Source organism: Sulfuritalea sp., assembly GCF_017302275.1.
Lineage (GTDB): Bacteria > Pseudomonadota > Gammaproteobacteria > Burkholderiales > Rhodocyclaceae > Sulfuritalea.
In genome coordinates, this window is sequence record NZ_JAFLDR010000007.1 from 16,091 (window position 1) to 38,760 (window position 22,670).

The 22,670-nt window shown below is 64.3% G+C and carries 21 protein-coding genes; 7 read left to right on the forward strand and 14 right to left on the reverse strand.

Annotation, left to right across the window (positions count from 1 at the left end):
• Nucleotides 1-11: 11 nt before the first annotated feature.
• The 10 genes from J0M27_RS05345 to J0M27_RS05390 all read right to left on the reverse strand — a co-directional run bounded on the left by J0M27_RS05345 (nucleotide 12) and on the right by J0M27_RS05390 (nucleotide 9,978).
• Nucleotides 12-1,214, reverse strand: a complete 1,203-nt coding sequence (locus tag J0M27_RS05345) for a tryptophan--tRNA ligase (RefSeq protein WP_294988188.1) — start codon at nucleotides 1,212-1,214, stop codon at nucleotides 12-14.
• Between the two features lies 1 nt (nucleotide 1,215).
• Nucleotides 1,216-1,860, reverse strand: a complete 645-nt coding sequence (locus tag J0M27_RS05350; protein ID WP_294988190.1) for a site-2 protease family protein — start codon at nucleotides 1,858-1,860, stop codon at nucleotides 1,216-1,218.
• A 27-nt stretch (nucleotides 1,861-1,887) separates the two neighbouring features.
• Nucleotides 1,888-2,514 (reverse strand): L-threonylcarbamoyladenylate synthase, encoded by a 627-nt coding sequence (locus J0M27_RS05355; protein WP_294988192.1) that lies wholly within the window; start codon nucleotides 2,512-2,514, stop codon nucleotides 1,888-1,890.
• Between the two features lie 84 nt (nucleotides 2,515-2,598).
• Nucleotides 2,599-3,438 carry a 3',5'-nucleoside bisphosphate phosphatase gene (locus J0M27_RS05360; protein WP_294988194.1) on the reverse strand — a complete coding sequence of 280 codons (840 nt, stop codon included), beginning with the start codon at nucleotides 3,436-3,438 and terminating at the stop codon, nucleotides 2,599-2,601.
• Nucleotides 3,435-4,304, reverse strand: a complete 870-nt coding sequence (locus J0M27_RS05365; RefSeq protein WP_294988196.1) for an alpha/beta hydrolase — start codon at nucleotides 4,302-4,304, stop codon at nucleotides 3,435-3,437. Before J0M27_RS05365 ends, J0M27_RS05360 begins: the two co-directional genes overlap by 4 nt.
• Before the next feature lie 89 nt (nucleotides 4,305-4,393).
• Nucleotides 4,394-4,825, reverse strand: a complete 432-nt coding sequence (locus J0M27_RS05370; RefSeq protein ID WP_294988198.1) for a RidA family protein — start codon at nucleotides 4,823-4,825, stop codon at nucleotides 4,394-4,396.
• A 19-nt stretch (nucleotides 4,826-4,844) separates the two neighbouring features.
• Nucleotides 4,845-6,032, reverse strand: a complete 1,188-nt coding sequence (locus tag J0M27_RS05375) for an acyl-CoA dehydrogenase family protein (protein ID WP_294988200.1) — start codon at nucleotides 6,030-6,032, stop codon at nucleotides 4,845-4,847.
• A gap of 1 nt (nucleotide 6,033) precedes the next feature.
• Entirely contained in the window at nucleotides 6,034-6,888 is an 855-nt protein-coding gene (locus J0M27_RS05380; RefSeq protein ID WP_294988202.1) for an enoyl-CoA hydratase family protein, read from the reverse strand.
• A gap of 10 nt (nucleotides 6,889-6,898) precedes the next feature.
• On the reverse strand, nucleotides 6,899-7,678 hold the full coding sequence (locus J0M27_RS05385; protein ID WP_294988204.1) for an SDR family NAD(P)-dependent oxidoreductase: 780 nt from the start codon (nucleotides 7,676-7,678) through the stop codon (nucleotides 6,899-6,901).
• Nucleotides 7,675-9,978 (reverse strand): bifunctional salicylyl-CoA 5-hydroxylase/oxidoreductase, encoded by a 2,304-nt coding sequence (locus tag J0M27_RS05390; protein ID WP_294988206.1) that lies wholly within the window; start codon nucleotides 9,976-9,978, stop codon nucleotides 7,675-7,677. Before J0M27_RS05390 ends, J0M27_RS05385 begins: the two co-directional genes overlap by 4 nt.
• A gap of 162 nt (nucleotides 9,979-10,140) precedes the next feature.
• Between J0M27_RS05390 and rfbB the strand changes: the two genes are divergently transcribed.
• The 7 genes from rfbB to J0M27_RS05425 all read left to right on the forward strand — a co-directional run bounded on the left by rfbB (nucleotide 10,141) and on the right by J0M27_RS05425 (nucleotide 18,213).
• On the forward strand, nucleotides 10,141-11,208 hold the full coding sequence (rfbB, locus tag J0M27_RS05395; protein WP_294988208.1) for a dTDP-glucose 4,6-dehydratase: 1,068 nt from the start codon (nucleotides 10,141-10,143) through the stop codon (nucleotides 11,206-11,208).
• Nucleotides 11,205-12,098, forward strand: coding sequence for a glucose-1-phosphate thymidylyltransferase RfbA (rfbA, locus tag J0M27_RS05400; protein ID WP_294988210.1), 894 nt, complete (start codon nucleotides 11,205-11,207; stop codon nucleotides 12,096-12,098). Before rfbB ends, rfbA begins: the two co-directional genes overlap by 4 nt.
• A complete protein-coding gene (gene rfbC / locus J0M27_RS05405; protein ID WP_294988212.1) occupies nucleotides 12,095-12,637 on the forward strand; it encodes a dTDP-4-dehydrorhamnose 3,5-epimerase in 543 nt (180 codons plus the stop codon). The genes rfbA and rfbC overlap by 4 nt, the downstream gene beginning before the upstream one ends.
• 2 nt (nucleotides 12,638-12,639) lie before the next feature.
• Nucleotides 12,640-13,500, forward strand: a complete 861-nt coding sequence (gene rfbD / locus J0M27_RS05410; RefSeq protein WP_294988485.1) for a dTDP-4-dehydrorhamnose reductase — start codon at nucleotides 12,640-12,642, stop codon at nucleotides 13,498-13,500.
• A gap of 25 nt (nucleotides 13,501-13,525) precedes the next feature.
• Nucleotides 13,526-15,502: a DNA topoisomerase IV subunit B gene (locus J0M27_RS05415; RefSeq protein WP_294988214.1), complete on the forward strand. Its 1,977-nt coding sequence runs from the start codon at nucleotides 13,526-13,528 to the stop codon at nucleotides 15,500-15,502.
• Between the two features lie 122 nt (nucleotides 15,503-15,624).
• Nucleotides 15,625-17,988 (forward strand): DNA topoisomerase IV subunit A, encoded by a 2,364-nt coding sequence (gene parC / locus J0M27_RS05420; protein ID WP_294988216.1) that lies wholly within the window; start codon nucleotides 15,625-15,627, stop codon nucleotides 17,986-17,988.
• Between the two features lie 87 nt (nucleotides 17,989-18,075).
• Complete coding sequence (locus J0M27_RS05425) at nucleotides 18,076-18,213, forward strand: hypothetical protein (RefSeq protein ID WP_294988218.1); 138 nt, start codon at nucleotides 18,076-18,078, stop codon at nucleotides 18,211-18,213.
• Between the two features lie 49 nt (nucleotides 18,214-18,262).
• Here the strand turns inward: J0M27_RS05425 and thrC are convergent, their stop codons facing one another.
• From thrC to J0M27_RS05445, 4 genes are read right to left on the reverse strand one after another with little or no spacing between them, the layout of a single operon-like run.
• Nucleotides 18,263-19,690, reverse strand: a complete 1,428-nt coding sequence (thrC, locus tag J0M27_RS05430) for a threonine synthase (protein ID WP_294988220.1) — start codon at nucleotides 19,688-19,690, stop codon at nucleotides 18,263-18,265.
• A gap of 1 nt (nucleotide 19,691) precedes the next feature.
• Nucleotides 19,692-21,002: a homoserine dehydrogenase gene (locus J0M27_RS05435; RefSeq protein ID WP_294988222.1), complete on the reverse strand. Its 1,311-nt coding sequence runs from the start codon at nucleotides 21,000-21,002 to the stop codon at nucleotides 19,692-19,694.
• Nucleotides 20,999-21,451, reverse strand: coding sequence for a GNAT family N-acetyltransferase (locus J0M27_RS05440; RefSeq protein ID WP_294988224.1), 453 nt, complete (start codon nucleotides 21,449-21,451; stop codon nucleotides 20,999-21,001). Before J0M27_RS05440 ends, J0M27_RS05435 begins: the two co-directional genes overlap by 4 nt.
• Nucleotides 21,441-22,667, reverse strand: a complete 1,227-nt coding sequence (locus J0M27_RS05445) for a pyridoxal phosphate-dependent aminotransferase (RefSeq protein WP_294988226.1) — start codon at nucleotides 22,665-22,667, stop codon at nucleotides 21,441-21,443. The genes J0M27_RS05440 and J0M27_RS05445 overlap by 11 nt, the downstream gene beginning before the upstream one ends.
• Nucleotides 22,668-22,670: the final 3 nt, after the last annotated feature.

A 22,670-nucleotide genomic window follows, 5' to 3' on the forward strand; every position in this document is an offset into this window, starting at 1 on the left:
GGTGTTTTCGATCACGTGTAATCGAGCCCGATTGCCTCGCGCACATCGCGCATGGTTTCCTGCGCGAGTTTGCGCGCTTTTTCGCAGCCGTCGGCAATGATGTTCTTGACCAGTTGAGGATCATCCTCGTACATCTTTGCCCGTTCCCGCATCGGCTCCTGTTCGCGCAACACGCCTTCGATCACAGGCTGCTTGCATTCGATGCAGCCAATGCCGGCCGAGCGACAACCGGTCTGAACCCAGCCACGGACCTCTTCACTGGAATAGATCAGATGGAACTGCCACACCGGACATTTTTCGGGGTCGCCCGGATCGGTACGCCTGGCGCGCGCCGGGTCGGTCTGCATGGTGCGGATCTTCTTGCTCACGCTTTCAGCATCCTCGCGCATCGTGATGGTATTGCCATAGGACTTGGACATCTTCTGCCCATCCAGTCCCGGCATGCGCGAGGCATGGGTGAGCAAGGCATCCGGCTCGACCAGGATCATCTTGCGGGTGCCCTCCAGCCAGCCGAAGAGCCGCTCGCGGTCACCCAGCGACAGACTCTGGGCCTCGTTCAGCAACCCGTGGGCCTGTTCCAGCGCGTCGTCTTCGCCCTTTTCCTGATAGCGGGTGCGCAACTGGTCATAGAGCTTGGCGCGTTTGCTCCCGAGCTTCTTGACCGCCTCGCGCGCCTTGTCCTCGAACCCGGGCTCGCGCCCATACAAATGGTTGAAACGGCGTGCGATTTCCCGGGTGAACTCGACGTGGGGTACCTGGTCGTCACCGACCGGTACGCGGTTGGCGCGATAGATTAGAATATCCGCCGCCTGCAGCAGTGGATAGCCGAGGAAGCCGTAGGTGGATAGATCCTTGTGCTCGAGCTTTTCCTGCTGGTCCTTGTAGGTCGGGACCCGCTCCAACCAGCCCAGCGGCGTCATCATCGACAGCAGCAGGTGCAATTCGGCGTGTTCGGGCACCTTGGACTGGATGAAAATCGTCGCCTGAGACGGGTCGACGCCCGCCGCCAGCCAGTCGATCACCATGTCTGTCGCATTGTCCGTGATGGTGCCAGGCTCATCGTAGGCGGTGGTCAGCGCATGCCAGTCGGCGACGAAAAAGAGGCAGGGATACTCGTGCTGGAGCTTGATCCAGTTGGCCAGCACGCCGTGATAGTGGCCGAGGTGGAGGCGCCCGGTCGGGCGCATGCCGGATAGAACTTTTTCCGCGTACATGTCAAAAACCAAATAGGGAGCGAATCAGGGTGTTGAACACCCGCAACAAGGGTCGCAGGATGGTATCCAGCACCCCAAGGAACAGCAGCGCGAGCAGGATGGGGAAACCCCAACGCTCGAGCTGTGCAAATTTCCAGGCCGCACGGGCCGGCAGCAGACTGACCGTGATCCGACCGCCATCCAAGGGCGGTAGCGGCAGCAGGTTGAGTACCATCAGCACGCCATTGATGCTGATGCCGACCCTCGCCATTTCCTTGAGCGCCTCCGAATACGCATGCTCGGGACCTCCTATCGCCAGTTTAAGCACCAGCGCCCAGAACAGCGCCATGACCAGATTCGCCCCGGGACCGGCAGCCGCCACCCAGAGCATGTCCTGCTTGGGGCGTCGCAGGTTGCCGAAATTCACCGGCACGGGCTTGGCCCAGCCGAACAATAGCCCGCCCGCTGAAACCAGCAGGATCAGGGCCGGAACCAGCAGTGTGCCGACCAGATCCACGTGCCGCAGCGGATTCAGGCTGATGCGCCCCATCTGCCAGGCGGTCGGATCACCAAAATGCCGTGCCGCGTAGCCATGCGCCGCTTCATGCAGTGTGATGGCAAATATGATCGGCAGGGCGGAAATCGCCAGCGTCTGGATGAAATTCATGGGAGTCGTCGATTTTAGCAGACCGGCTCACTCCAGCCCGAAGGGCGCCAGCGACCCCTGCCCGGCCCGGACCAGTTCCGGCTGCGCGCCGGTCAGGTTGATCACGGTCGTCATTGCCGTGCCGCACTGCCCGGCGTCGATCACCAGGTCAAGCAGCTTTTCCAGGTGTTGGCGAATTTCGTCGGGATCCGCCAGTGGTGCCTCGAAGCCCGGCAGGATCAGGGTCGAGGTCAATAGCGGCTCGTTCAACTCCTCCAGCAGCGCCAGAGCCAGCGGATGGTTGGGAACCCGCAGGCCGATGGTCTTGCGCTTCGGATGCAACAGGCGGCGCGGCAGTTCGCGTGTGCCTTCGAGGATGAAGGTATAGCTTCCAGGCGTGGTGGCCTTCAGCTGGCGGTACTGGGTGTTGTCGACTCGGGCATAGGTGGCGATTTCGGACAAGTCGCGGCACATCAGGGTGAAATGATGCCGTTCATCGACGCCGCGTATGCTGCGGATGCGATCCAGCAGCGGCGCATAGCCCGTCACCCCCGCCAGGGAATAGGCGGCATCGGTAGGCAGCGCGATCAAGCCCCCGCTTCGCGCGATCTCCGCGGCTTGTTTGATCAGCCGCGGCTGCGGATGCTCGGGATGGATATGAAATAGTTGGGCCATGCGGGCGACTGCGGACTATAGACGGAACCGGGAATTTTACCGGCGCTTTGCGCCGCTTTCACTACCCGTGCGAGTCTTTCCTCGTCACAACTGGGACCAGACCGGAACCAGATTGTCCGGCAGGTCAGGCAGGCGGCCAAGGTCGATCCAGCTTTCGCCCGGTCCGTGAAAATCCGAAGCGCGCGAGGCAAGAAAGCCGAATTCACGGGCGATTCGTGCGAATTCGCTTACTTCTTCGTCCTTCTGCGAGCCCGAGAGCACCTCAATGCCGCGCCCGCCCAGATCCTTGAACGCGCCGAACAGTTCCCGCCGCTCGGTGCGCGACAATCGGTAGCGCCCCGGGTGGGCGATCACCGCGATGCCACCGGCGCCGACGATCCAGTTCAATGCATCTTCGATCGTCGCCCAGGTGTGCGACACGTAGCCGGGCTTGCCCTTGGCGAGCCAGTAGTCGAACACCGACTTGGTGTCCTTGGCGTGGCCTTGCTCGACAATGAACCGGGCGAAATGCGAGCGGCTCACCAGCGCCGGATTGCCGGCATAACGCAGCGCACCCTCATAGGCGCCATGAATGCCTACCTTGTCGAGTTCCTCCGCCATGAGTCCGGCCCGGGCGTCACGTCCGCTGCGGATCTGCCGCAACCCCTCGCCCAGCGCCGGATTGGTCGGATCTATGCCAAGGCCCACGATGTGCACAGTCTGGTCGTCGCCCCAGGAAATCGACACCTCGACCCCGTCGACAAAACCCAGGCCGACCTCGTCGGCCGCAGCCCGCGCCTCGACCAGGCCGCCTAGTTCGTCGTGATCGGTCAGCGCCAGCAGCTCGACACCGTTGGCGTCGGCGCGCCTTATAAGGTCCGCGGGCGCCAACAGTCCGTCGGAGACGGTCGAATGGCAGTGCAAGTCGGCATTGAGCGGCTTCATGCGCGAAAGTGTTCCTCGACCAGGCGCGCCACCTGCTCCGGCTGGTCGTGATGCAGGTTGTGCCCGCAAGCGGCTATCGAAACTTCGCGTATATCGCGGAAACAGGCAATGCGCTCCCGATAGTCGGCGGAGTCATGGGTGAACAGCTGCTTGAAGACGAAAGAGTCCGGCGCAGTTACCCAAAGCACCGGCGCCGTGATCCGGCGCCATAGCGCCATGGCTTCCTCGACGCGGTAGATGATCGGGTTGACCCAGCGATGATAGGGATCGGCGGCAAGGCGCACGCCGCCCGCGCCATCGTCTTCACCCATGAATTGCGCCAGCAGCGCCGCCTTCTCGTCGGACAGCCGGGGGTTTTCCTGCTGCAAACGCGCGGCGAAGGCTCGCAGATCCGGATAGGAGCGGAAACTCGGCGTATCGCGCAACTGGTCCAGCCAATTCGCATACCTCTCGGGGGCTTCGTCGGATTGATAGCGACGCAGCCCCAGCCCTTCAAGATTGACCAGCCGCGAAACCCGCTCGGGCCTGATGCCGGCATAGATGCAGGTTGCGTTGCCGCCCAGACTGTGGCCGACCAGGCGCACGGGATCCCGTGGCGAATAATGCAGTAACAGGGCATCGAGGTCGGCGATGTAGTCGGGGAACCAGTAAACGTCGTTGTTCCATTCGGACAGGCCGAACCCGCGCCAGTCAGGAGCAACCACGCGCCAGTCTCCCCGCAGGGCATCGACCACGAACTGCCAGGATGCGGAGACGTCGCACCACCCGTGCAACAGCACCATCAACGGTGCCGAGTCGCTGCCCCAGATGCGAACGTGCAGGCGGCGGTCGCGAATCTGCAGGAACTCGGAATGGCTTTCTTTCATTGCGGCATTTTAGCTCCGGCCGCCGCGCTTAACGTCGATATGACTGACGTTGGCCTCCACCAAAACCTCGTTTTGGCAGCAAGACCCATTCAATCCGGGATGACGGCGGTGGCCTCGATTTCGACCCTGGCCGCATCCTCGATCAGCCCCGCCACCTGCACTGCGGTCATCGCCGGAAAATTGCGTCCGATGACTTCGCGGTAGGCGCGCCCCAATTCCGGATAGCACGCCAGGTACTCGCGCTTGTCGATCACGTACCAGGTCATGCGAATGATGTGTTCCGGCCGCCCTCCCGCCTCGGCCAGCACCGCGACGATGTTCTGCAGCGCCTGCTTGGCCTGCCCGGCGAAATCGCTGGTGTGAAAGCGACACTGGGCGTCCCAGCCGACCTGTCCGCCGACCACCACGGTGCGGCCACGCGCCGCGATTCCATTCGAATAGCCCTTCGGGGCCGCCCATCCAGCCGGTTGCAGTATCTGGATGGCCGGCTCGGCGGCGACTTCCTGTCGGTCGTTCTTCACTACTGTCTCCTTCTCAAGATCAAGGCCGGGAGCCGGTCGCGCCGTCCTTCAGCAACTCGCGGGCGATGATCAGTTTCTGCACCTCGGTGGCGCCCTCGTAGATGCGTAGCGCCCGGATATCGCGGTAGAGGCGCTCGACCGGCACCTCGCTGACCACGCCCAGTCCGCCGAAGATCTGCACCGCGGCATCGATCACCTGCTGCGCCGACTCGGTGGCCACCATCTTGGCCATCGCCGCCTCTTTCGTCACCGTCCGCCCCTGGTCGCGCAGCCAGGCCGCGCGATACACCAGCAGGGCGGCGGCATCGATGGCGGCCGCCATGTCAGCCAGCTTGGCCTGGGTCAGCTGGAAGTCGGCCAGGGTGTGGCCGAACATCTTGCGCGCCGTGGCGCGCTGCACCGCTTCGTCAAGCGCACGCCGGGCGAAGCCCAGCGCGGCGGCAGCGACCGAGGTGCGAAAGATGTCGAGGGTGCGCATGGCGAGCTTGAAGCCCTGCCCCGCCGCGCCGAGTCGTTGCTTGCCCGGAATCCGGCAGTCGTTGAAGCGCAGCCGTGCCAGGGGGTGCGGCGCGATGACTTCGATGCGTTCGGCGATTTCCAGGCCCGGCGTATCGGCATCGACGATGAAGGCGCTGATGCCACGCACGCCCGGTGCCTCGCCGGTGCGGGCAAACACCACGTAAAAGTCCGCAATGCCGCCGTTCGAGATCCAGGTTTTCTCGCCATTGAGGACGTAGCCGTCGCCGTCCGGGTGCGCGGCGCAGCTCATGGCCCCGACGTCCGAGCCGGCGTCCGGCTCGGACAGGGCGAAGGCGGCCACGGCGGTCCCGGCCACGACGCGCGGCAGGTAGTTGCGCTTTTGCCCGTCGCTGCCGTCCAGCGTGATGGCGCCGCTGCCCAGGCCCTGCATGGCGAAGGCAAAGTCGGCCAGGCCACAGTGGCGGGCCAGGGTCTCGCGGATCAGGCAGATGGCGCGCGTGTCGATGGTCTCGGCGCTGCCGCCCCAGTCCTGGCCGCCGACGGCGTAGCGAATCCAGTTCGCGGCGCCCAGGGTGCGCACCAGGTTGACGCAGGCGTCGTCGGTTTCCCGGCCGCGCCCATGGGGCGAGTCGTCGATGTGCTCATGCGCCCAGCGGTCGAGCGACAGGGCGAGTTCCTTGTGGCGCGGTTCCAGGAAGGGCCAGTCGAGATAGCTCGTGTCGGCCATCTCAGTCGCCTTCGAACACGGGCTTTTGTTTGGCGACGAAGGCGTGGTAGGCGCGATGGAAGTCGTTGGTGGCCATGCAGATGGCCTGGGCCTGGGCTTCGGCTTCGATGGCTTCGTCCACCCCCATGTTCCATTCCTGCTGCAGCATCTTCTTGGTCATGCCGTGGGCGAAGGTGGGGCCGGTCGCCAGGTCATGGGCCAGCTTCGTTGCTTCGGCCTGCAGGGCATCGGGTTCGCACAGGCGGTTGAAGAAGCCCCAGCGTTCGCCCTCTTCGCCGCCCATGACGCGACCGGTCATCAGCAGTTCGCTGGCGCGGCCCTGGCCGATCATGCGCGGCAGCATGGCGCAGGCGCCCATGTCGCAGCCAGCGAGGCCGACGCGCGAGAACAGGAAGGCTGTCTTCGAGCGCGCCGTGCCCAGGCGCAGGTCGGAGCCCAGGGCCAGCAGGGCGCCGGCGCCGGCGCAGATGCCGTCGATGGCGGCGATCACCGGTTGCGGGCAGGCGCGCATGGCTTTGATGACGTCACCGGTCATGCGGGTGAAGGCGAGCAGGCCGGGCATGTCGAGCTGGGTCAGCGGACCGATGATGTCGTGCACGTCGCCGCCGGAGCAGAAGTTGCCGCCCTCCCCGCTCAATACCACGGCCTTGACGTCGTCGGCATAGACCAGGTCGCGGAACAACTCGCGCAGTTCGGCGTAGGAGTCGAAGGTCAGCGGGTTCTTGCGTTCGGGTCGGTTGAGCGTGATCTGCGCCACGCTGCCTTCCATGCGATAGCTGATGTGGCGCGCCTGGTAGGACTTGAGTTCCTGCCGGTTGCCCGGCAGGGTGTGGGGTTTTCCGGAAAGGTGTTTCATCTGCTTCTCCTCACATGACTTCGCCGCCCGCGACGGCGATCGATTGCCCGGTAATGCTGGCCGCACCTTCGCCGCATAGCCAGCGCACCGTGTCGGCCACCTCGTGCGGCATGACCAGTCGCTTCATGGGATTTCCCTTGGCCAGTTCGCCGCGTGCTTCCTCTTCGCCACGGCCGGTCTTGGCGACAATGTTCGCCACGGCGCTCTTGACGATGTCGGTTTCCGTGTAGCCGGGACACACCGCATTGACGGTGATGCCCTTGGTCGCATATTCCAGTGCCAGCGCACGGGTGAGGCCGATGACGCCGTGCTTGGCCGCGCAGTAGGCAGACACGTAGGCATATCCCACCAGGCCGGCGGTGCTGGCGATGTTGATCACGCGCCCCCATTTAGCGGCAAGCATGTCGGGCAGCACAGCCCGGGTGCAATGAAACACGCCGCCGAGATTGATCGCCAACATGCGCTCGAAGAGGCCGGTATCGGTCCTGGCGAAGGGGGCGCTTTCCGCTTGGCCGGCGTTATTGACCAACACCGCGACTGGGCCGAAGCCTTCCCTGGCGACCGCCATCGCACGTTCCACGTCGGCACCATCGGCAACCTCCATGGTGACGGCCCGGCAGCGCTGGGCACCGCCCAACCGTGATGCGACTTCGGCAAGTGCCGTCGCGTCGCGGCCGGTGACGGTGACACGGAAGCCCGCACCGACCAGGGTGCCGGCGATTGCGGCACCGATGCCGCGGCTGCCACCGGTCACCAGCGCATGCCGCGTCACCGCGGAGGCGGTTTTCATGCGTTCAGCGCCAGTTGGCCCGCGCGCTCCAGATTGCGTTCGAGCTGGACCTTGCCACCCACGTACTGCTTCGGCCAGACGATGTCCTTGACGCCCTGCTCGGCCGCGGCATGCAGCGTCCAGGCCGGGTCGGCCAGATGCGGACGCGCCAGCGCACAGAGGTCGGCGCGGCCGGCGGCGATGATGGTGTTGACGTGGTCGGCCTCGAAGATGTTACCCACGGTGATGGTCGGCACATCCAGTTCGTTGCGGATCTGGTCGGAGAAAGGTACCTGGAACATTCGGCCATACACCGGCTGCTCTTCCTTGACCACCTGCCCGGAGGAGACGTGGATGATGTCGGCGCCGGCGTCCTGGAACAGTTTCGCCACCTGCGTCGCGTCGTCCGGGGTGGTACCGCCCGGCGCCCAGTCGTGCGCCGAAATGCGTACCGACATGGGCTTGTCCTGCGGCCAGGCTTCGCGCATGGCCTTGAACACTTCCAGCGGATAGCGGCAGCGGTTCTCAAGCCTGCCGCCATACTCGTCCGAACGCCGGTTGGTCAGCGGCGAAATGAAGGAGGACATCAGGTAGCCGTGGGCGGCGTGGAACTCAATCATGTCAAAGTCGGCGCTGGCGGCACGGCGCGTGGCGGCGACGAAGTCGGCCTTGACCCGGTCCATGTCGGCGCGCGTCATTTCCCGCGGCACCTGCGAGGTGCCGGCAATGTAGGGCAAGGCCGAAGGTGCGATCAGCGGCCAGTTGCCGGCGGGGAGCGGCTGGTCGATGCCCTCCCAGGCCAGCCTGGTCGAACCCTTGCGCCCGGCATGGCCGATCTGCAGCGCCATCTTCGCCTGGCTGTTGGCATGGACGAAAGACACGATGCGCTTCCAGGCGGCCATCTGCTCGTCATTCCAGATGCCGGCGCAGCCCGGCGTGATGCGGGCATTGGCGGATACGCAGGTCATTTCGGTCATCACCAGCGCCGCGCCGCCGAGGCCGCGTGCCGTGTAGTGCTGGAAATGGAAGTCGCCGGGCATGCCGTCGGTCGCCGAATAGGTGCACATCGGCGAGACCACGACGCGGTTGGACAAGGACATGCCGCGCAACTTGAACGGCGTGAACATCGGCGGCAGCGGCTTTTCGCCGGCGGGCGTGGGCACGCCGCAGCGCGCGGCGAACCAGCGGTCGTAGTCCTCGGTGTAGGCCGGGTCGCGCAGTTTCTGGTTGGCGTGGCCGACGCGCTGGCTGCCGGTGAGCAGCGCAAAAGCGAACTGGTCGGGTTCCATATCGACGTAGTGATCGACCTCCTCGAACCAGGTCATGCGGTTGCGCGCGGCACTTTGCAGCTTGAGTGCCTCGATTTCGCGTTCCGCCTGGTAGCGGGCCAGACGCGCCGGCACGTCGCCATCGGTGCTGGTCAACACCTTGACCAGCGCCGCGGCATCCTCCATCGCCAGCTTGGTGCCGGAACCGATGGAGAAATGCGCGGTGTGGGCGGCGTCGCCCAGCAACACGATGTTGTCCTTGAACCAGCGCTCGCAGAGCACGCGGTTGAACTTGAGCCACACGGCCGAGCCGCGCAGATGGCGGGCGTTGGAAATCAGGCGGGCGCCGTCGAGCATGTCGGCGAACAGTTCCTCGCAGAAGGCAATCGACTGGTCCGGGTCCATTTTGTCGATGCCTGCCTTGAGCCAGGTTTCCTCCGGCGTTTCGACGATGAAGGTGGCCCATTCCTCGTTGAACTGGTAGGCATGGAGGTTGAACCAGCCCGCCTTGGTTTGCTTGAAGGCGAAGGTGAAGGCGTTGAGCTTCTTCCTGGTGCCGAGCCAGATGAAGCGGCACTTGCGTACGTCGATGCGCGGATTGAAATGCTCGACGTACTTGCTTCGGGTCAGCGAATTGACGCCATCGGCGCCGATGACCAGGTCGTATTCCCGTGAATAGTCGTCCGGATCCTTGAATTCGGTCTCGAATTTCAGATTGACCCCGAGTTCCCGGGCGCGGGCCTGGAAGATCTGCAGCAGTTTCAGGCGCCCGATGCCACAGTAACCGTGGCCGCCTGAAATGATGCGCCGGCCCTTGAAGAAGACATCGCAGTTGTCCCAGTGGTGGAAATTGCGCTCGATCTCGGCGACCACCTGGGGATCGTCCCGGCGGAAGCCGTCCATGGTCTTGTCGGAGAACACGATGCCCCAGCCGAAGGTGCTGTCGGCCTGGTTGCGTTCGAGCACGGTGATGTCGGCCCCCGGATTGGCCTGCTTCATCAAAATCGAAAAATACAGGCCGGCAGGGCCGCCGCCCAAGCACACGATGCGCATTGCTATCTCCTCGACTGGCCAAATTACACAGAGTTTGTATATTTTATATCTAAAGCTTTTATTGTCAACGCCCCCCTCCAGAGCCGATATTTTGATCGAATACAATAGCGCACCGGATCTGCCGCAAGACCTCGCATCTTCTGCATCTATTTCCCAACAGACATGACAGCCATCCTTGTTACCGGCGGCGCCGGGTTCATCGGCTCCGCGCTGATTCGCCAATTGATAGAAGCCACGGATTGGCGTGTAGTCAATGTCGACAAACTGACCTATGCCGGTAACCTTGAGTCCTTGGCCGACCTGGTCGGGCATCCGCGCCACGTCTTCAGCCGAACCGACATTTGCGATCGCGCCGCGCTCGATGCACTTTTCGCCACCTACAAGCCCTGCGGCGTGATCCACCTAGCGGCGGAATCGCATGTCGACCGTTCGATCCATGGTCCCGGCGACTTCATTTCGACCAACATCACCGGCACCTATACCCTGCTCGAAGCCGCGCGCGCCTGGTGGTCGTCGCTCGATCCCGAAGGCAAGGCCAAGTTCCGCTTCCATCATGTCTCGACCGACGAAGTATTCGGCTCGCTCGGTGATACCGGCCTGTTCCTCGAATCCAACCCCTACCGGCCGAATTCCCCCTACTCCGCCTCCAAGGCGGCTTCAGACCACCTGGTGCGCGCCTGGCACCATACCTATGGCCTGCCGACGGTCCTGACCAACTGCTCCAACAATTACGGCCCCTGCCAGTTCCCGGAGAAGCTGATCCCGCTGATGATCCACAACGCCGTTTCGGACAAGCCGCTGCCGATCTACGGAAAGGGCGACAACGTGCGCGACTGGCTCTACGTTGACGACCACGCCCGCGCGCTACAGCTCGTTTTCGAACAAGGCAGGCCCGGCGAGACCTACAACATCGGCGGCCACAACGAGAAAACCAACCTCGAAGTGGTCGACACTTTGTGCGCCCTGATCGACGAACTCAAGCCACGTCGTGACGGCAGGAGCTACCGCGAGCAGAAGATTTCGGTCGCGGACCGGCCCGGCCACGACAAGCGCTACGCGATCGACGCCGGCAAGATCGAGCGCGAACTGGGCTGGACGCCGCGGGAAAGTTTCGAGACCGGCATGAGGAAGACCGTGCAGTGGTATCTGGACAATCCGGCCTGGGTGGCCCACGTCGTCTCCGGCGAGTACCGCCAGTGGATGGATCGCAACTATGGAGACCGCCAATGAGCATCCCGACCACCCACGGCATCATCCTCGCCGGCGGCTCCGGTACGCGGCTGCATCCGGTCACGCTGGCGGTGTCCAAGCAGCTCCTGCCGATTTACGACAAGCCGATGATTTACTACCCCCTGACCACGCTGATGCTGGCAGGGATTCGCGAAATCCTGCTCATCTCGACACCGCTCGACACGCCGCGCTTCGAGCAACTGCTGGGGGATGGTTCGCAGTGGGGCGTCCGGATCGAGTACGCAGTGCAACCCAGCCCCGACGGACTGGCCCAGGCGTTCATCATCGGCCGCGACTTCGTCGGCGAGAACCCATCGGCCCTGGTACTGGGAGACAACCTGTTCTATGGCCACGATTTCGCCGCCCAGTTGCAGCGCGCCACGAAAGTCGGCGCTGGCGCCACGGTGTTCGCCTATGCGGTCAGCGACCCTGAACGCTACGGCGTAGTCGCCTTCGACGAAGCAGGGCACGCCGTCAGCATCGAGGAAAAGCCGAAAACACCAAAGTCGCGTTACGCCGTCACAGGACTCTACTTCTACGACAACCAGGTCTGCGACTTCGCCGCCAGGCTCAAGCCCTCGTCGCGCGGCGAACTTGAAATCACCGACCTCAATCGGATCTACCTTGAACGGGGCCAGCTCAAGGTCGAAATGATGGGGCGCGGCATGGCCTGGCTCGATACCGGTACCCACGAGTCGTTGCTCGAAGCCGGACAATTCATCGAGGTCATCGAAAAGCGCCAGGGCCTGAAAGTCGCCTGCCCCGAGGAAGTGGCCTGGCGCCAGAACTGGATCGACGACGCACAACTGGCAAAGCTCACGCTGCCGCTGGCCAAGAGCCAGTATGGCCAGTACCTGCAGAAACTGCTGGAACACGGGGTGCAGGGATGAAGGTCATTCCCACCGCAATCCCTGACGTGCTGATACTGGAGCCGAAGGTATTCGGCGATGATCGCGGCTTCTTCTTCGAGAGTTGGAACCGACGCAGCCTGGCCGAAGCCGGCATCGATGCGGATTTCGTGCAGGACAACCACTCCCGCTCGCAGAAGAACGTGCTGCGCGGCCTGCACTACCAGATCGAGCATGCCCAGGGCAAGCTGGTGCGCGTCACGGCTGGCGCCGTGTATGACGTCGCGGTCGACCTGCGCCGTTCCTCGCCCACCTTCGGCCAGTGGGTCGGCTTCGGGCTTTCCGCGGCCGACCACCGCATGGCTTGGATACCTCCGGGTTTCGCCCATGGCTTCTACGTCATTTCGGACGCTGCGGAATTCCTCTACAAGACCACCGATTACTACAGCCCGGTGCACGAACGCACCCTGCAATGGAACGACCCGCAACTGGCGATTCCCTGGCCGCTCGATGGCGAGCCGTTGCTGGCTGGCAAGGACAAGACGGGTACGCCATTGGCGTGTGCGGAGACCTTCGGGTGAAGATGCTGGTCACCGGTTGTACCGGACAACTCGGTCGCGAATTGAAGCGTTCGCTGGCCTGCCTGGGCGAGGTAGTGGCCTGCGATCGGCAGCAACTTGACCTCGCCGATCCGGACGCACTGCGCTCCTCGGTCCGCGCCATTGCGCCGGACGCCATCATCAACGCCGCTGCCTACACGGCGGTCGACAAGGCCGAGAGTGATCCGGCGGCGGCGGACGCAATAAATGCCCTGGCGCCCGGCATCCTGGCTGAAGAAGCCAAGCGTCTCGGCGCGCTGCTGATCCACTATTCGACCGACTACGTTTTCGACGGCATCAAAGCCGCCGCCTACAACGAGGAAGACACTCCCGCGCCACTGTCAGCCTACGGCCGCAGCAAGCTGGCCGGCGAACGGGCGATCACCGCGAGCACTGCCCGCCACCTGATCTTTCGCACCAGCTGGGTCTATGGCCTGTATGGCGCGAACTTCATGAAAACCATGCTGCGCCTGGCACGCGAGCGCGACGAACTGCGCGTGGTCGACGACCAGGTCGGGGCACCGACCTGGTCCCGCCACCTGGCCGATGCCACGGCCCTGCTGCTCTCCCGCAGGGAAATACCCGACGGCCTGTTTCATCTCGCCGCTGCCGGCGAGACCAGCTGGCACGGTTATGCCGAAGCCATTTTTCGGGAAGCGCAGCGTGGCGGCCTGCTCGACAGGTCACCCGTCGTTCACCGTATCGCCAGCGCCGACTATCGCCTGCCGGCGCCACGCCCGGCCAACTCGCGCCTCGACTGCAGGCGCTTCCGCGTCACCTTCGGCGTCGCCCTGCCAGACTGGCGCATCGGCCTCGCCGATTGTCTCGCCGACGCACGATTCTGAATCCTTCCACTGCCTCAAGGGAAACATGGCTGCAAGCCCCGCTTACGACGAATCCTCCTTCCGTGTCCTCAAGGGACTGGAGCCGGTGCGCGAGCGCCCCGGCATGTATACCCGCACCGACTCGCCGGCGCACATCATCCAGGAGGTCATCGACAACTCCGCCGACGAGGCACTCGGCGGCCATGCGAAAAACCTCCACGTGCTGCTCCACCTCGATGGCTCGATTACCGTCACCGACGACGGCCGCGGCATTCCGGTCGGCCTCCATCCCGACGAAAAAATACCGGTGGTGGTGCTGGCCTTCACGCGACTGCATGCCGGCGGCAAGTTCGACAAGAACGCCGGCAACTCGGCCTATGCCTTCTCCGGCGGCCTGCATGGCGTCGGCGTCGCGGTGACCAATGCGCTGTCGACCCGTGTCTCGGTTGAAGTGCGGCGCGAAGGAAAAATCTGGACCATCGAATTTTCCGGCGGCGGCGAAGTCGTCGGCGCCCTCACCTCGGCCGGCACCTGTGGCCGCCACAGCGGAACCCGCGTGCGGGTCTGGCCCGACCCGAAATACTTCGACACGCCGCGGGTGCCGCAGGCGGAGCTGGAACGGCTGCTACGCTCCAAGGCCGTGCTCTTGCCCGGCGTCAAGGTCAGCCTCGACATCGAGCAGGCCGACGGCAGCCTCGCCAGCAAGACCTGGAGCTATCCCGGCGGCCTGGCCGGCTACCTGGCCGAGCTGGCGGGTAATGCCGAAGCGGTCGCCCCGCTGTATGCCGCCGAGAAATACGCCGACGCCGACCACGCCGATTTCGCGCCCGGCGAGGGCGCCTCCTGGGCCATCGGCTGGCATGTCGAGTCGGTCGCCTCCGAGTCCTATGTCAACCTGATCCCGACCGTGGCCGGCGGCACGCACGAAGCGGGGCTGCGCGCCGGGGTCTTCGAAGCCGTCAGGTCCTTCATCGAGCACCGCGCCCTGCTGCCGCGCGGCGTCAAGCTCCAGCAGGACGACGTCTGCGGGCGCATGGCCTATGTGCTCTCGGCGCGCATCCTCGACCCGCAGTTCCAGGGTCAGGTCAAGGAAAAACTGAATTCGCGCGAAGCCGTCAAGCTGGTCTCCAGCATGATCCGCGACCCTTTCGAGATCTGGCTCAACCAGCATGTCGAGGCCGGCAAGGCGATCGCCGAGCTTTCCATCAAGCAGGCGCTGGCGCGGCAGAAGAATGCGCAGAAAGTCGAGAAGCGCAAGCAGTCCGGCGTCGCCGTGTTGCCGGGCAAGCTGTCCGACTGCGAATCGACCGACATCGCCGAGAACGAGCTGTTCCTGGTCGAGGGCGATTCCGCCGGCGGCTCGGCCAAAATGGCGCGCAACAAGGAGACCCAGGCCATCCTGCCCCTGCGCGGCAAGGTGCTCAATTCCTGGGAGGTGGAAGCCGGGCGTCTGTTCGCCAACAACGAGATCCACGACATCGCGGTGGCGCTGGGCGTGGACCCGCACGCCGCCGATGCCGAACCGGATTTCACCAATCTGCGCTATGGCAAGGTCATCATCATGTCCGATGCCGACGTCGACGGCGCGCACATCCAGACCCTGCTGCTGACGCTGTTCTACCGCCACTTCCCGGCTCTTATCCGCCACGGCCATATCTACATCGCACAGCCGCCGCTGTATCGCATCGACGTCCCCGCTTCGGGCAAGAAACGCCCGGCACGCCGGCTGTATGCACTGGACGAAGGCGAACTCGTCGCCATCAAGGATCGCCTGGTCAAGGAAGGCATCCGCGAGGATGCCGTCGAGGTCGGCCGCTTCAAGGGCCTGGGCGAAATGAATCCCGACCAGTTGCGCGAAACCGCGATGGCGCCGGCCACGCGCCGCGTCCTTCCCGTCACCGACCTCGCCACCGCGCGCGAGGACACCATGAAACTCTTCAACCTGCTGATGGGCAAGGGCGAAGCCTCCTCGCGCCGGACCTGGATGGAAGCCAACGGCCACCTCATCGAAGCGGATATCTGAGAAGGTGCCGATCAAGTGCCAAATTGTCATTCCGGCGAACGCCGGAATCCAGGAGAACCAAGGTGCTGGACACCGGCTTTCGCCGGTGTGACGGCTTAAACAGTTTTTCCAAAGCAGCAATCATGAACAACGAAACCCCCGATATGTTCGACGAGCCTCCCGGCGCCGAAACTCCACCACCCGCCGTACCGCCAGCGCCGACTCTTGATTCACCCATGGGCGACGGCAGTTCGCTGCCGCTGGCCGCCTATGCCGAGCGTGCCTACCTGGCCTATGCCATGAGCGTAGTACGCGCGCGCGCCCTGCCCCAGGTCGAGGACGGCCTCAAGCCGGTGCAACGGCGGATCCTCCACGCCATGAACGAGATGCGCTTGGCGGCCAGCGCCAAGCATGTCAAGAGCGCGCGCGTGGTCGGCGACGTGATCGGCAAATACCACCCGCACGGCGACACCAGCGTCTATGACGCCATGGTGCGCGTGGCACAGGACTTCAGCCTGCGCTACCCGCTGGTCGACGGCCAGGGCAACTTCGGCTCGCGCGACGGCGACGGCGCCGCGGCGATGCGCTACACCGAATGCCGCCTGACGCCCTTCGCCGACCTGCTGCTGGGCGAGATCGATCGCGGCACGGTGGATTTCATCGCCAACTACGACGGCTCGATGACCGAGCCGCAACTAATGCCGGCGCGCCTGCCGATCGTGCTGCTCAATGGCGCCTCGGGCATCGCCGTCGGCATGGCCACCGAGATCCCGCCGCACAACCTGCGCGAAGTTGCCGAGGCGGCGCGCCTGCTGATCAGGAAGCCGGAAGCCATGCTCGAAGAGGTACTGGCGGTGATGCCGGGACCGGATTTCCCCGGCGGCGGCCAGCTCATTTCGACCTCAGCCGACATCCGCGACGCCTACGCCAACGGTCGCGGTTCATTGCGCATGCGCGCGCGCTGGCGCATCGAGGAGCTCGCGCGCGGCCAGTGGCGCGTGATCGTTTACGAACTGCCGCATGGAGTCTCGGTCGCCCAGGTGCTGTCGGAAATCGAAGGCCTGACCAACCCGCAACCGCGCGCTGGCAAGAAGGATGTCAGCCAGGAACAGAAAAACCTGAAAACGCTGGTGCTCGGCGTACTCGACAGCGTGCGCGACGAATCCAGCGACCAGCAGGCGGTGCGCATCATGCTGGAGCCGAAGAGCTCGCGCATCCCGCAGGACGAGTTCATGGCCGTGCTGCTGGCGCATACCAGCCTCGAAGCCAGCGTGTCGGTCAACCTGACCATGGTCGGCCGCGACGGACGGCCGCAGCAGAAGAACCTGCTCAACATCCTCCACGAATGGATCGCCTTCCGCTTCGCCACGGTCGAGCGGCGCAGCCGCCATCGCCTCGCCGAGGTGCTGCGCCGCGTGCATATCCTCGAAGGGCGCATGACGGTGTTCCTGCGCATCGAGGAAGTGATCAAGTGCATCCGCGAATCGGACGAACCCAAGCCGGACCTGATGGCGCGCTTCGGCCTTACCGAAGTCCAGGCCGAGGACATCCTGGAAATCCGCCTGCGCCAATTGGCCCGCCTTGAAGGCATCCGCATCGAGAAGGAACTGGGCGACCTGCGCACCGAACACGGCCAGCTGAACAAGCTGCTCGACTCGCGCAGCGAAATGACGAAGCTGATCCAGAAGGAAATCAACGACGACGCCAAGCGCTTCGGCGACGAACGGCGTACCTTGCTGGAAGCCGTGACGCCGATCTCTCAAGGCGAAATTTCCGTGCCCGACGAGCCGGTCACCGTGATCATCTCGAAGAACGGCTGGGTACGCTCGCGCCAGGGCCACGGCATCGACCCGGCCAGCATCACCTACAAGACCGGCGACTTCCCCTGGCTGGTGGCGGAGGCCCGCACCGTCTGGCCGCTGATCGTGATCGACAGCAACGGGCGCAGTTACAGCGTCAAGATCTCCGACCTGCCGGGCGGCCGCGGCGACGGCGCCCCGCTCAACACCATGATCGACCTGCAGGAGGGCGGCAAGCTGGCCCAGGTGCTGACCGCTGCGCCGGATAGCAAGTACCTGGTGGCCGGCACCCAGGGCTACGGTTTCGTCGCCACCGTCGGCGACATGGTCTCCCGCAACAAGGCCGGCAAGGCCTTCCTGTCGCTCGAGAAAAGCGAGGCGCCGCTGCCGCCGGCCGCGGTCATCGGCGCCAGCGTGGCCGTGCTCACCCGCGCCGGCCGCCTGCTGATCTTCGCGCTGGCGGAGCTCAAGGAAATGGGCAAGGGCAAGGGCCTCATGCTGATCGACCTGGTAAAGGACGACGAGGTGGTCGGCGTTGTCGTGAGCAACGGCCAGGCGCTATCGATCGGCGGCAGCGGTCGCGGCGGAAAGCCCGCGCAGCAGGCGCTCGATGCGCGCTCCCAGGCGGGCTACAGGGCTGCGCGCGCACGCCGCGGGCAGGAAATTTCGCTCAAATTTAAACCCCTGAGCCTCCTGCTTGACAGTTAGTCGTTGATGCTAGAATCCTCAACGAACCAGCCTAACGGTCTCGCTCCGCGGTCGCCCGCGACGCGCACCGCCCACGGAGAATAAAAAATGCTTTTCATCCTTTACTACGTCATCGCCATCGTCGTGCTGGTCATGCACTTCACCGGAGCGCTGGCCCGCTACAACATGGAATGGCTGATCCTGGTTCTCGCGGTCACGGTTTTCCCGGCGGTCATCTACCTCTAGCCCCGGATCGCCGTAGCGCCGGCGCCGACTTCCTGCAGCGCCGCCCGCCTCAGCAATGGCGGACAATGATTGCCTTGACCTGATCCACCTCGGCGTCGACCACTTCGACGCGTTGCGGCAGGTCCTCGATGCCCTCCAGCTCCTTAGGCCGTACCGGTTCGCGGCCCAGCGCCTCGAGTATCGTTTCGGTGAACTTGACCGGCTGCGCGGTCTCCAGCACGATCATCGGCAGCCCGGGTTCGCGATGCTCGCGCGCCACCTTTACGCCATCGGCGGTGTGCGTGTCGATCATCACCTGATGGCACTTCCAGACGTCGCGGATGGTCGCGATCCGGTCCGCATGCAGGCTGCGTCCGGAAACGATGCCATAGTCCGGCAGGGCGGAAAAATACGGCGTGCCCCGCAGGTCGAAGGAGCCGCCGGCATCCACCGCGCGCCACAGGTCGCGCACCTTGCCGGCATCGCGGCCGACCAGGTCGAAGACAAAGCGCTCGAAGTTGGAGGCCTTGGAAATGTCCATCGACGGGCTCGAGGTGACATGTGTTTCCGCCGTCACGCGCGGCCGATAGACCCCGGTGCGGAAGAACTCGTCGAGCACGTCGTTTTCATTGGTCGCCAGCACCAGGCGGGCGATCGGCAGGCCCATCATGCGCGCGATGTGGCCGGCGCAGATGTTGCCGAAATTGCCGGAGGGCACGCAAAACGCCACTTCCTGGTCGTTCGACGCGGTGGCGGCAAAATAGCCCTTGAAGTAATACACCACCTGGGCCATGACGCGCGCCCAGTTGATCGAGTTCACCGCGCCGATGCGGTAGCGCGCCTTGAATCCGGCATCATTCGACACTGCTTTGACGATGTCCTGGGCGTCGTCGAACATGCCGCGCACGGCAATGTTGAATATGTTCGGATCCTGCAGCGAGAACATCTGCGCGCGCTGAAAGGCGCTCATCTTGCCCTCGGGGGACAGCATGAAGACCTTGACCCGCTGCTTGCCGCGCATCGCGTACTCGGCGGCCGAACCGGTGTCGCCCGAGGTGGCGCCGAGGATGTTGATGGTCTCACCGCGCTTTTCCAGCACGTACTCGAAGAGGTGGCCGAGCAGCTGCATGGCCATGTCCTTGAACGCCAGTGTCGGCCCGTTGGACAGTTCGAGCAGGTGGAAGCCGGGTTCCAGCGTGGTCAGCGGCGTGATGTCGCCGGCGTCGCGACCCGGCCGGCAGTGGCGGTAGACGTTGGCCGAATAGGTGCGATCGGCCAGCATCTTGAGGTCGCAGGCCGGAATGTCGTCGACGAACTTCTGCAGGATCGACAGGGCCAGCGCATGGTAGGGCAAGCCGCGCCATTCGGCGAGCTCGGTCGCGCTGACCTGCGGATAGATGCCAGGCAGGTAGAGCCCGCCGTCCGGCGCCAGGCCGCCCAGCAGGATGTCGCAGAAGCTTTGTGCCGGCGCCTCGCCGCGGGTGGAGATGTATTTCATCTCAGCCCAGTTCTTCCATGCGCAGCCGGATCACCTTCTTGCTTACCACCGGCAGAGCCTCGATCTTCACGATGGCCGCATCGACATTCCTTTCGCGCGTGACGTGGGTCAGCATGATGATGTCGGTCTGCGATTCACCCTCGCCCGGTTCGCGCTGGATCATGGCATCGATCGAGATCTGCTGGTCGGCCAGTATCCGGGTGATGTCGGCCAGCACTCCCGGCTTGTCCTCGACACGCAGGCGCAGGTAGTAGCTGGTTTCCACCTCGGACAGCGGCAGGATAGGCGTGTTTTCCATGGCGTCGGGCTGGAAGGCCAGGTGCGGCACGCGGTTTTCGGGGTCGGCGGTATGCATGCGCGTGACATCGACCAGGTCGGCAATCACCGCCGAAGCGGTCGGCTCGGCGCCGGCGCCCTTGCCGTAGTAGAGCGTGGCGCCGACGGCATCGCCCTGCACCAGAACCGCATTCATGGCGCCCTCGACGTTGGCGATCAGGCGCCTGGCCGGGATCAGGGTCGGATGCACGCGCAGTTCCACGCCCTCCGCACGGCGGCGCGTGATGCCGAGCAGCTTGATTCGGTAGCCGAGCTGTTCGGCGTACTTGATGTCGTCGGCATCGAGCTTGCTGATGCCTTCCACGTGCGCCTTGTCGAACTGCATCGGGATGCCGAAGGCCAGCGCCGAGAGGATGGTGATCTTGTGGGCGGCATCGACGCCCTCGATGTCGAAGGTCGGATCGGCCTCGGCATAGCCCAGGCGCTGCGTCTCCTTGAGCACGACGTCGAAGGGCAGGCCCTTGTCGCGCATTTCCGACAGTATGAAGTTGGTGGTGCCGTTGATGATGCCGGCGATCCACTGGATGCGGTTGGCGGTCAATCCCTCGCGCAGCGCCTTGATGATCGGAATCCCGCCAGCCACCGCCGCCTCGAAGGCAACCATGACGCCCTGCTTGCTGGCCGCGGCGAAAATCTCGTTGCCATGTACCGCGAGCAGCGCCTTGTTGGCGGTCACCACATGCTTGCCGTTGGCGATGGCCTTCAGCACCAGTTCCCGGGCAATGCCGTAGCCACCGATCAGTTCGATGACGATGTCGATCTCCGGGTCGGACACCACCGAGAAGGCATCGTCCGTCACCTGTGCCCGGCCGGCCGTGACCTGGCGCGCGAGTTCCAGGTTCTTGTCGGCGACCTTGGTGATGCGGATCGGCCGCCCGGCGCGGCGGGTGATCTCGGCTTCGTTGCGCGCCAGCACGTTGAAGGTACCGCCACCGACGGTGCCGATGCCGAGGAGTCCTACGCTGATAGGTTTCATGTCAAGTTTTTCCTGAAGCAGAAAGCCGGGATCACCATGCCTTCGCGAAAATAGAAGCGGTGGGCACCGGTCCGCTGGGTGCCCGAATCGAGTGCCAGAACATCGCACTGCAAGTTGCGCGCATGTCGCTCCAGATGATGAAACAACGCCCGGCCGACTCCCCGCGAGCGATGCGCCGCATCGGTCACCAGGTCATCGACATACAAGCGGCGCCCCTCGTAGGTGTTCTCGATCAGACGCCAAACTGCAACGCCGCGCACGGCCTGCGCCTCCGTCGCCACGCTCATGCGCCCGCCGTTGGCAAACACCACGCGCAAGCGCCCGGCATAGTCGGCCGGCAGCCCGTCACGCAGTTGCCGATGCACCGGCTCGGCACGCGACAGCCATTCCTGCTCGACCAGGCTGCCATCGCCGCCGGTCACGTCGAGCACGGCCAGCTCAGGTGCCATGACGCTTGCGATAGCCTTCGAGAAAGCGTGCGATGCGGCCGACGGCTTCGCGCAGGTCGTCCTCATGCGGCAGGAAGACGAGCCGGAAATGGTCGGGATGCGGCCAGTTGAAGCCCGTGCCCTGGACCAGCAACACTTTTTCCTGCGCCAGCAGCTCGGCGATGAACTCCTGGTCATCAGAAATCGGATACAGCTTCGGATCCAGGCGCGGAAACATGTACAGGGTGGCCTTGGGCTTGACGCAGCTGACGCCGGGGATCGCGGTGATCAACTCATGGGCGACGTCGCGCTGGCGGCACATGCGACCGCCCGGCGCGACCAGGTCGTCGATGCTCTGGTAGCCGCCCAGGGCCGTCTGGATGCCCCACTGGCCCGGCACGTTGGCGCACAGGCGCATCGAAGCCAGCATGTCGAGGCCGTCGATGTAGTCGCGCGCATGCTTCTTTTCGCCGGAGACGATCATCCAGCCGGCACGGTAGCCGCAGGAACGGTAATTCTTCGACAGGCCGTTGAAGGTGATGGTCAGGACATCCTCTGACAGGGCACCAATCGACGTATGGCTCGCGCCGTCGTAAAGCACCTTGTCATAGACCTCGTCGGCATAGATGATCAGGTCGTTCTGCCGCGCGATCTCGATGATCTCCTTCAGCACTTCGTCGGGATACAGCGCCCCGGTCGGGTTGTTGGGGTTGATGATGACGATGGCGCGGGTCTGCGGCGTGATCTTGGCGCGGATGTCGGCCAGGTCGGGCAGCCAGCCGGCGCCTTCGTCGCACAGGTAATGGCGCGGCGTGCCGCCGGACAGGCTGACGGCAGCGGTCCACAGCGGATAATCGGGGGCCGGGACCAGGACCTCGTCACCGCTGTCGAGCAAGGCGTTCATCGCCATCACGATCAGTTCCGAGACGCCGTTGCCGATGTAGATGTCCTCGATGCCGACGCCCTTGATGTGCTTCTGCTGCGTGTAGTGCATCACCGCCTTGCGTGCCGAGAAAATTCCCTTGGAATCGACATAGCCGGCCGCGTTGGGTAGGTTGCGGATCATGTCCTGCTGGATTTCCTCGGGGGAATCGAAGCCGAAGGCGGCGAGATTGCCGATGTTCAGCTTGATGATCTTGTGACCTTCCTCTTCCATTTGCCGCGCGCGGGCCAGCACGGGCCCGCGAATGTCGTAACAGACGTTGGCGAGCTTGGCGGATTTGTTTACTGGCTGCATCGG

Coding starts and splice junctions, on each gene's coding strand:
- parC (WP_294988216.1), top strand. CDS start 15,625: ATGAACAACGAAACCCCCGATATGTTCGACGAGCCTCCCGGCGCCGAA.
- J0M27_RS05345 (WP_294988188.1), bottom strand. CDS start 1,214: ATGTACGCGGAAAAAGTTCTATCCGGCATGCGCCCGACCGGGCGCCTC.
- rfbA (WP_294988210.1), top strand. CDS start 11,205: ATGAGCATCCCGACCACCCACGGCATCATCCTCGCCGGCGGCTCCGGT.
- rfbB (WP_294988208.1), top strand. CDS start 10,141: ATGACAGCCATCCTTGTTACCGGCGGCGCCGGGTTCATCGGCTCCGCG.
- J0M27_RS05425 (WP_294988218.1), top strand. CDS start 18,076: ATGCTTTTCATCCTTTACTACGTCATCGCCATCGTCGTGCTGGTCATG.
- J0M27_RS05380 (WP_294988202.1), bottom strand. CDS start 6,888: ATGAAACACCTTTCCGGAAAACCCCACACCCTGCCGGGCAACCGGCAG.
- J0M27_RS05435 (WP_294988222.1), bottom strand. CDS start 21,002: ATGAAACCTATCAGCGTAGGACTCCTCGGCATCGGCACCGTCGGTGGC.
- J0M27_RS05375 (WP_294988200.1), bottom strand. CDS start 6,032: ATGGCCGACACGAGCTATCTCGACTGGCCCTTCCTGGAACCGCGCCAC.
- J0M27_RS05355 (WP_294988192.1), bottom strand. CDS start 2,514: ATGGCCCAACTATTTCATATCCATCCCGAGCATCCGCAGCCGCGGCTG.
- J0M27_RS05365 (WP_294988196.1), bottom strand. CDS start 4,304: ATGAAAGAAAGCCATTCCGAGTTCCTGCAGATTCGCGACCGCCGCCTG.
- J0M27_RS05390 (WP_294988206.1), bottom strand. CDS start 9,978: ATGCGCATCGTGTGCTTGGGCGGCGGCCCTGCCGGCCTGTATTTTTCG.
- J0M27_RS05350 (WP_294988190.1), bottom strand. CDS start 1,860: ATGAATTTCATCCAGACGCTGGCGATTTCCGCCCTGCCGATCATATTT.
- J0M27_RS05385 (WP_294988204.1), bottom strand. CDS start 7,678: ATGAAAACCGCCTCCGCGGTGACGCGGCATGCGCTGGTGACCGGTGGC.
- J0M27_RS05440 (WP_294988224.1), bottom strand. CDS start 21,451: ATGGCACCTGAGCTGGCCGTGCTCGACGTGACCGGCGGCGATGGCAGC.
- J0M27_RS05445 (WP_294988226.1), bottom strand. CDS start 22,667: ATGCAGCCAGTAAACAAATCCGCCAAGCTCGCCAACGTCTGTTACGAC.
- rfbC (WP_294988212.1), top strand. CDS start 12,095: ATGAAGGTCATTCCCACCGCAATCCCTGACGTGCTGATACTGGAGCCG.
- J0M27_RS05360 (WP_294988194.1), bottom strand. CDS start 3,438: ATGAAGCCGCTCAATGCCGACTTGCACTGCCATTCGACCGTCTCCGAC.
- J0M27_RS05415 (WP_294988214.1), top strand. CDS start 13,526: ATGGCTGCAAGCCCCGCTTACGACGAATCCTCCTTCCGTGTCCTCAAG.
- rfbD (WP_294988485.1), top strand. CDS start 12,640: ATGCTGGTCACCGGTTGTACCGGACAACTCGGTCGCGAATTGAAGCGT.
- thrC (WP_294988220.1), bottom strand. CDS start 19,690: ATGAAATACATCTCCACCCGCGGCGAGGCGCCGGCACAAAGCTTCTGC.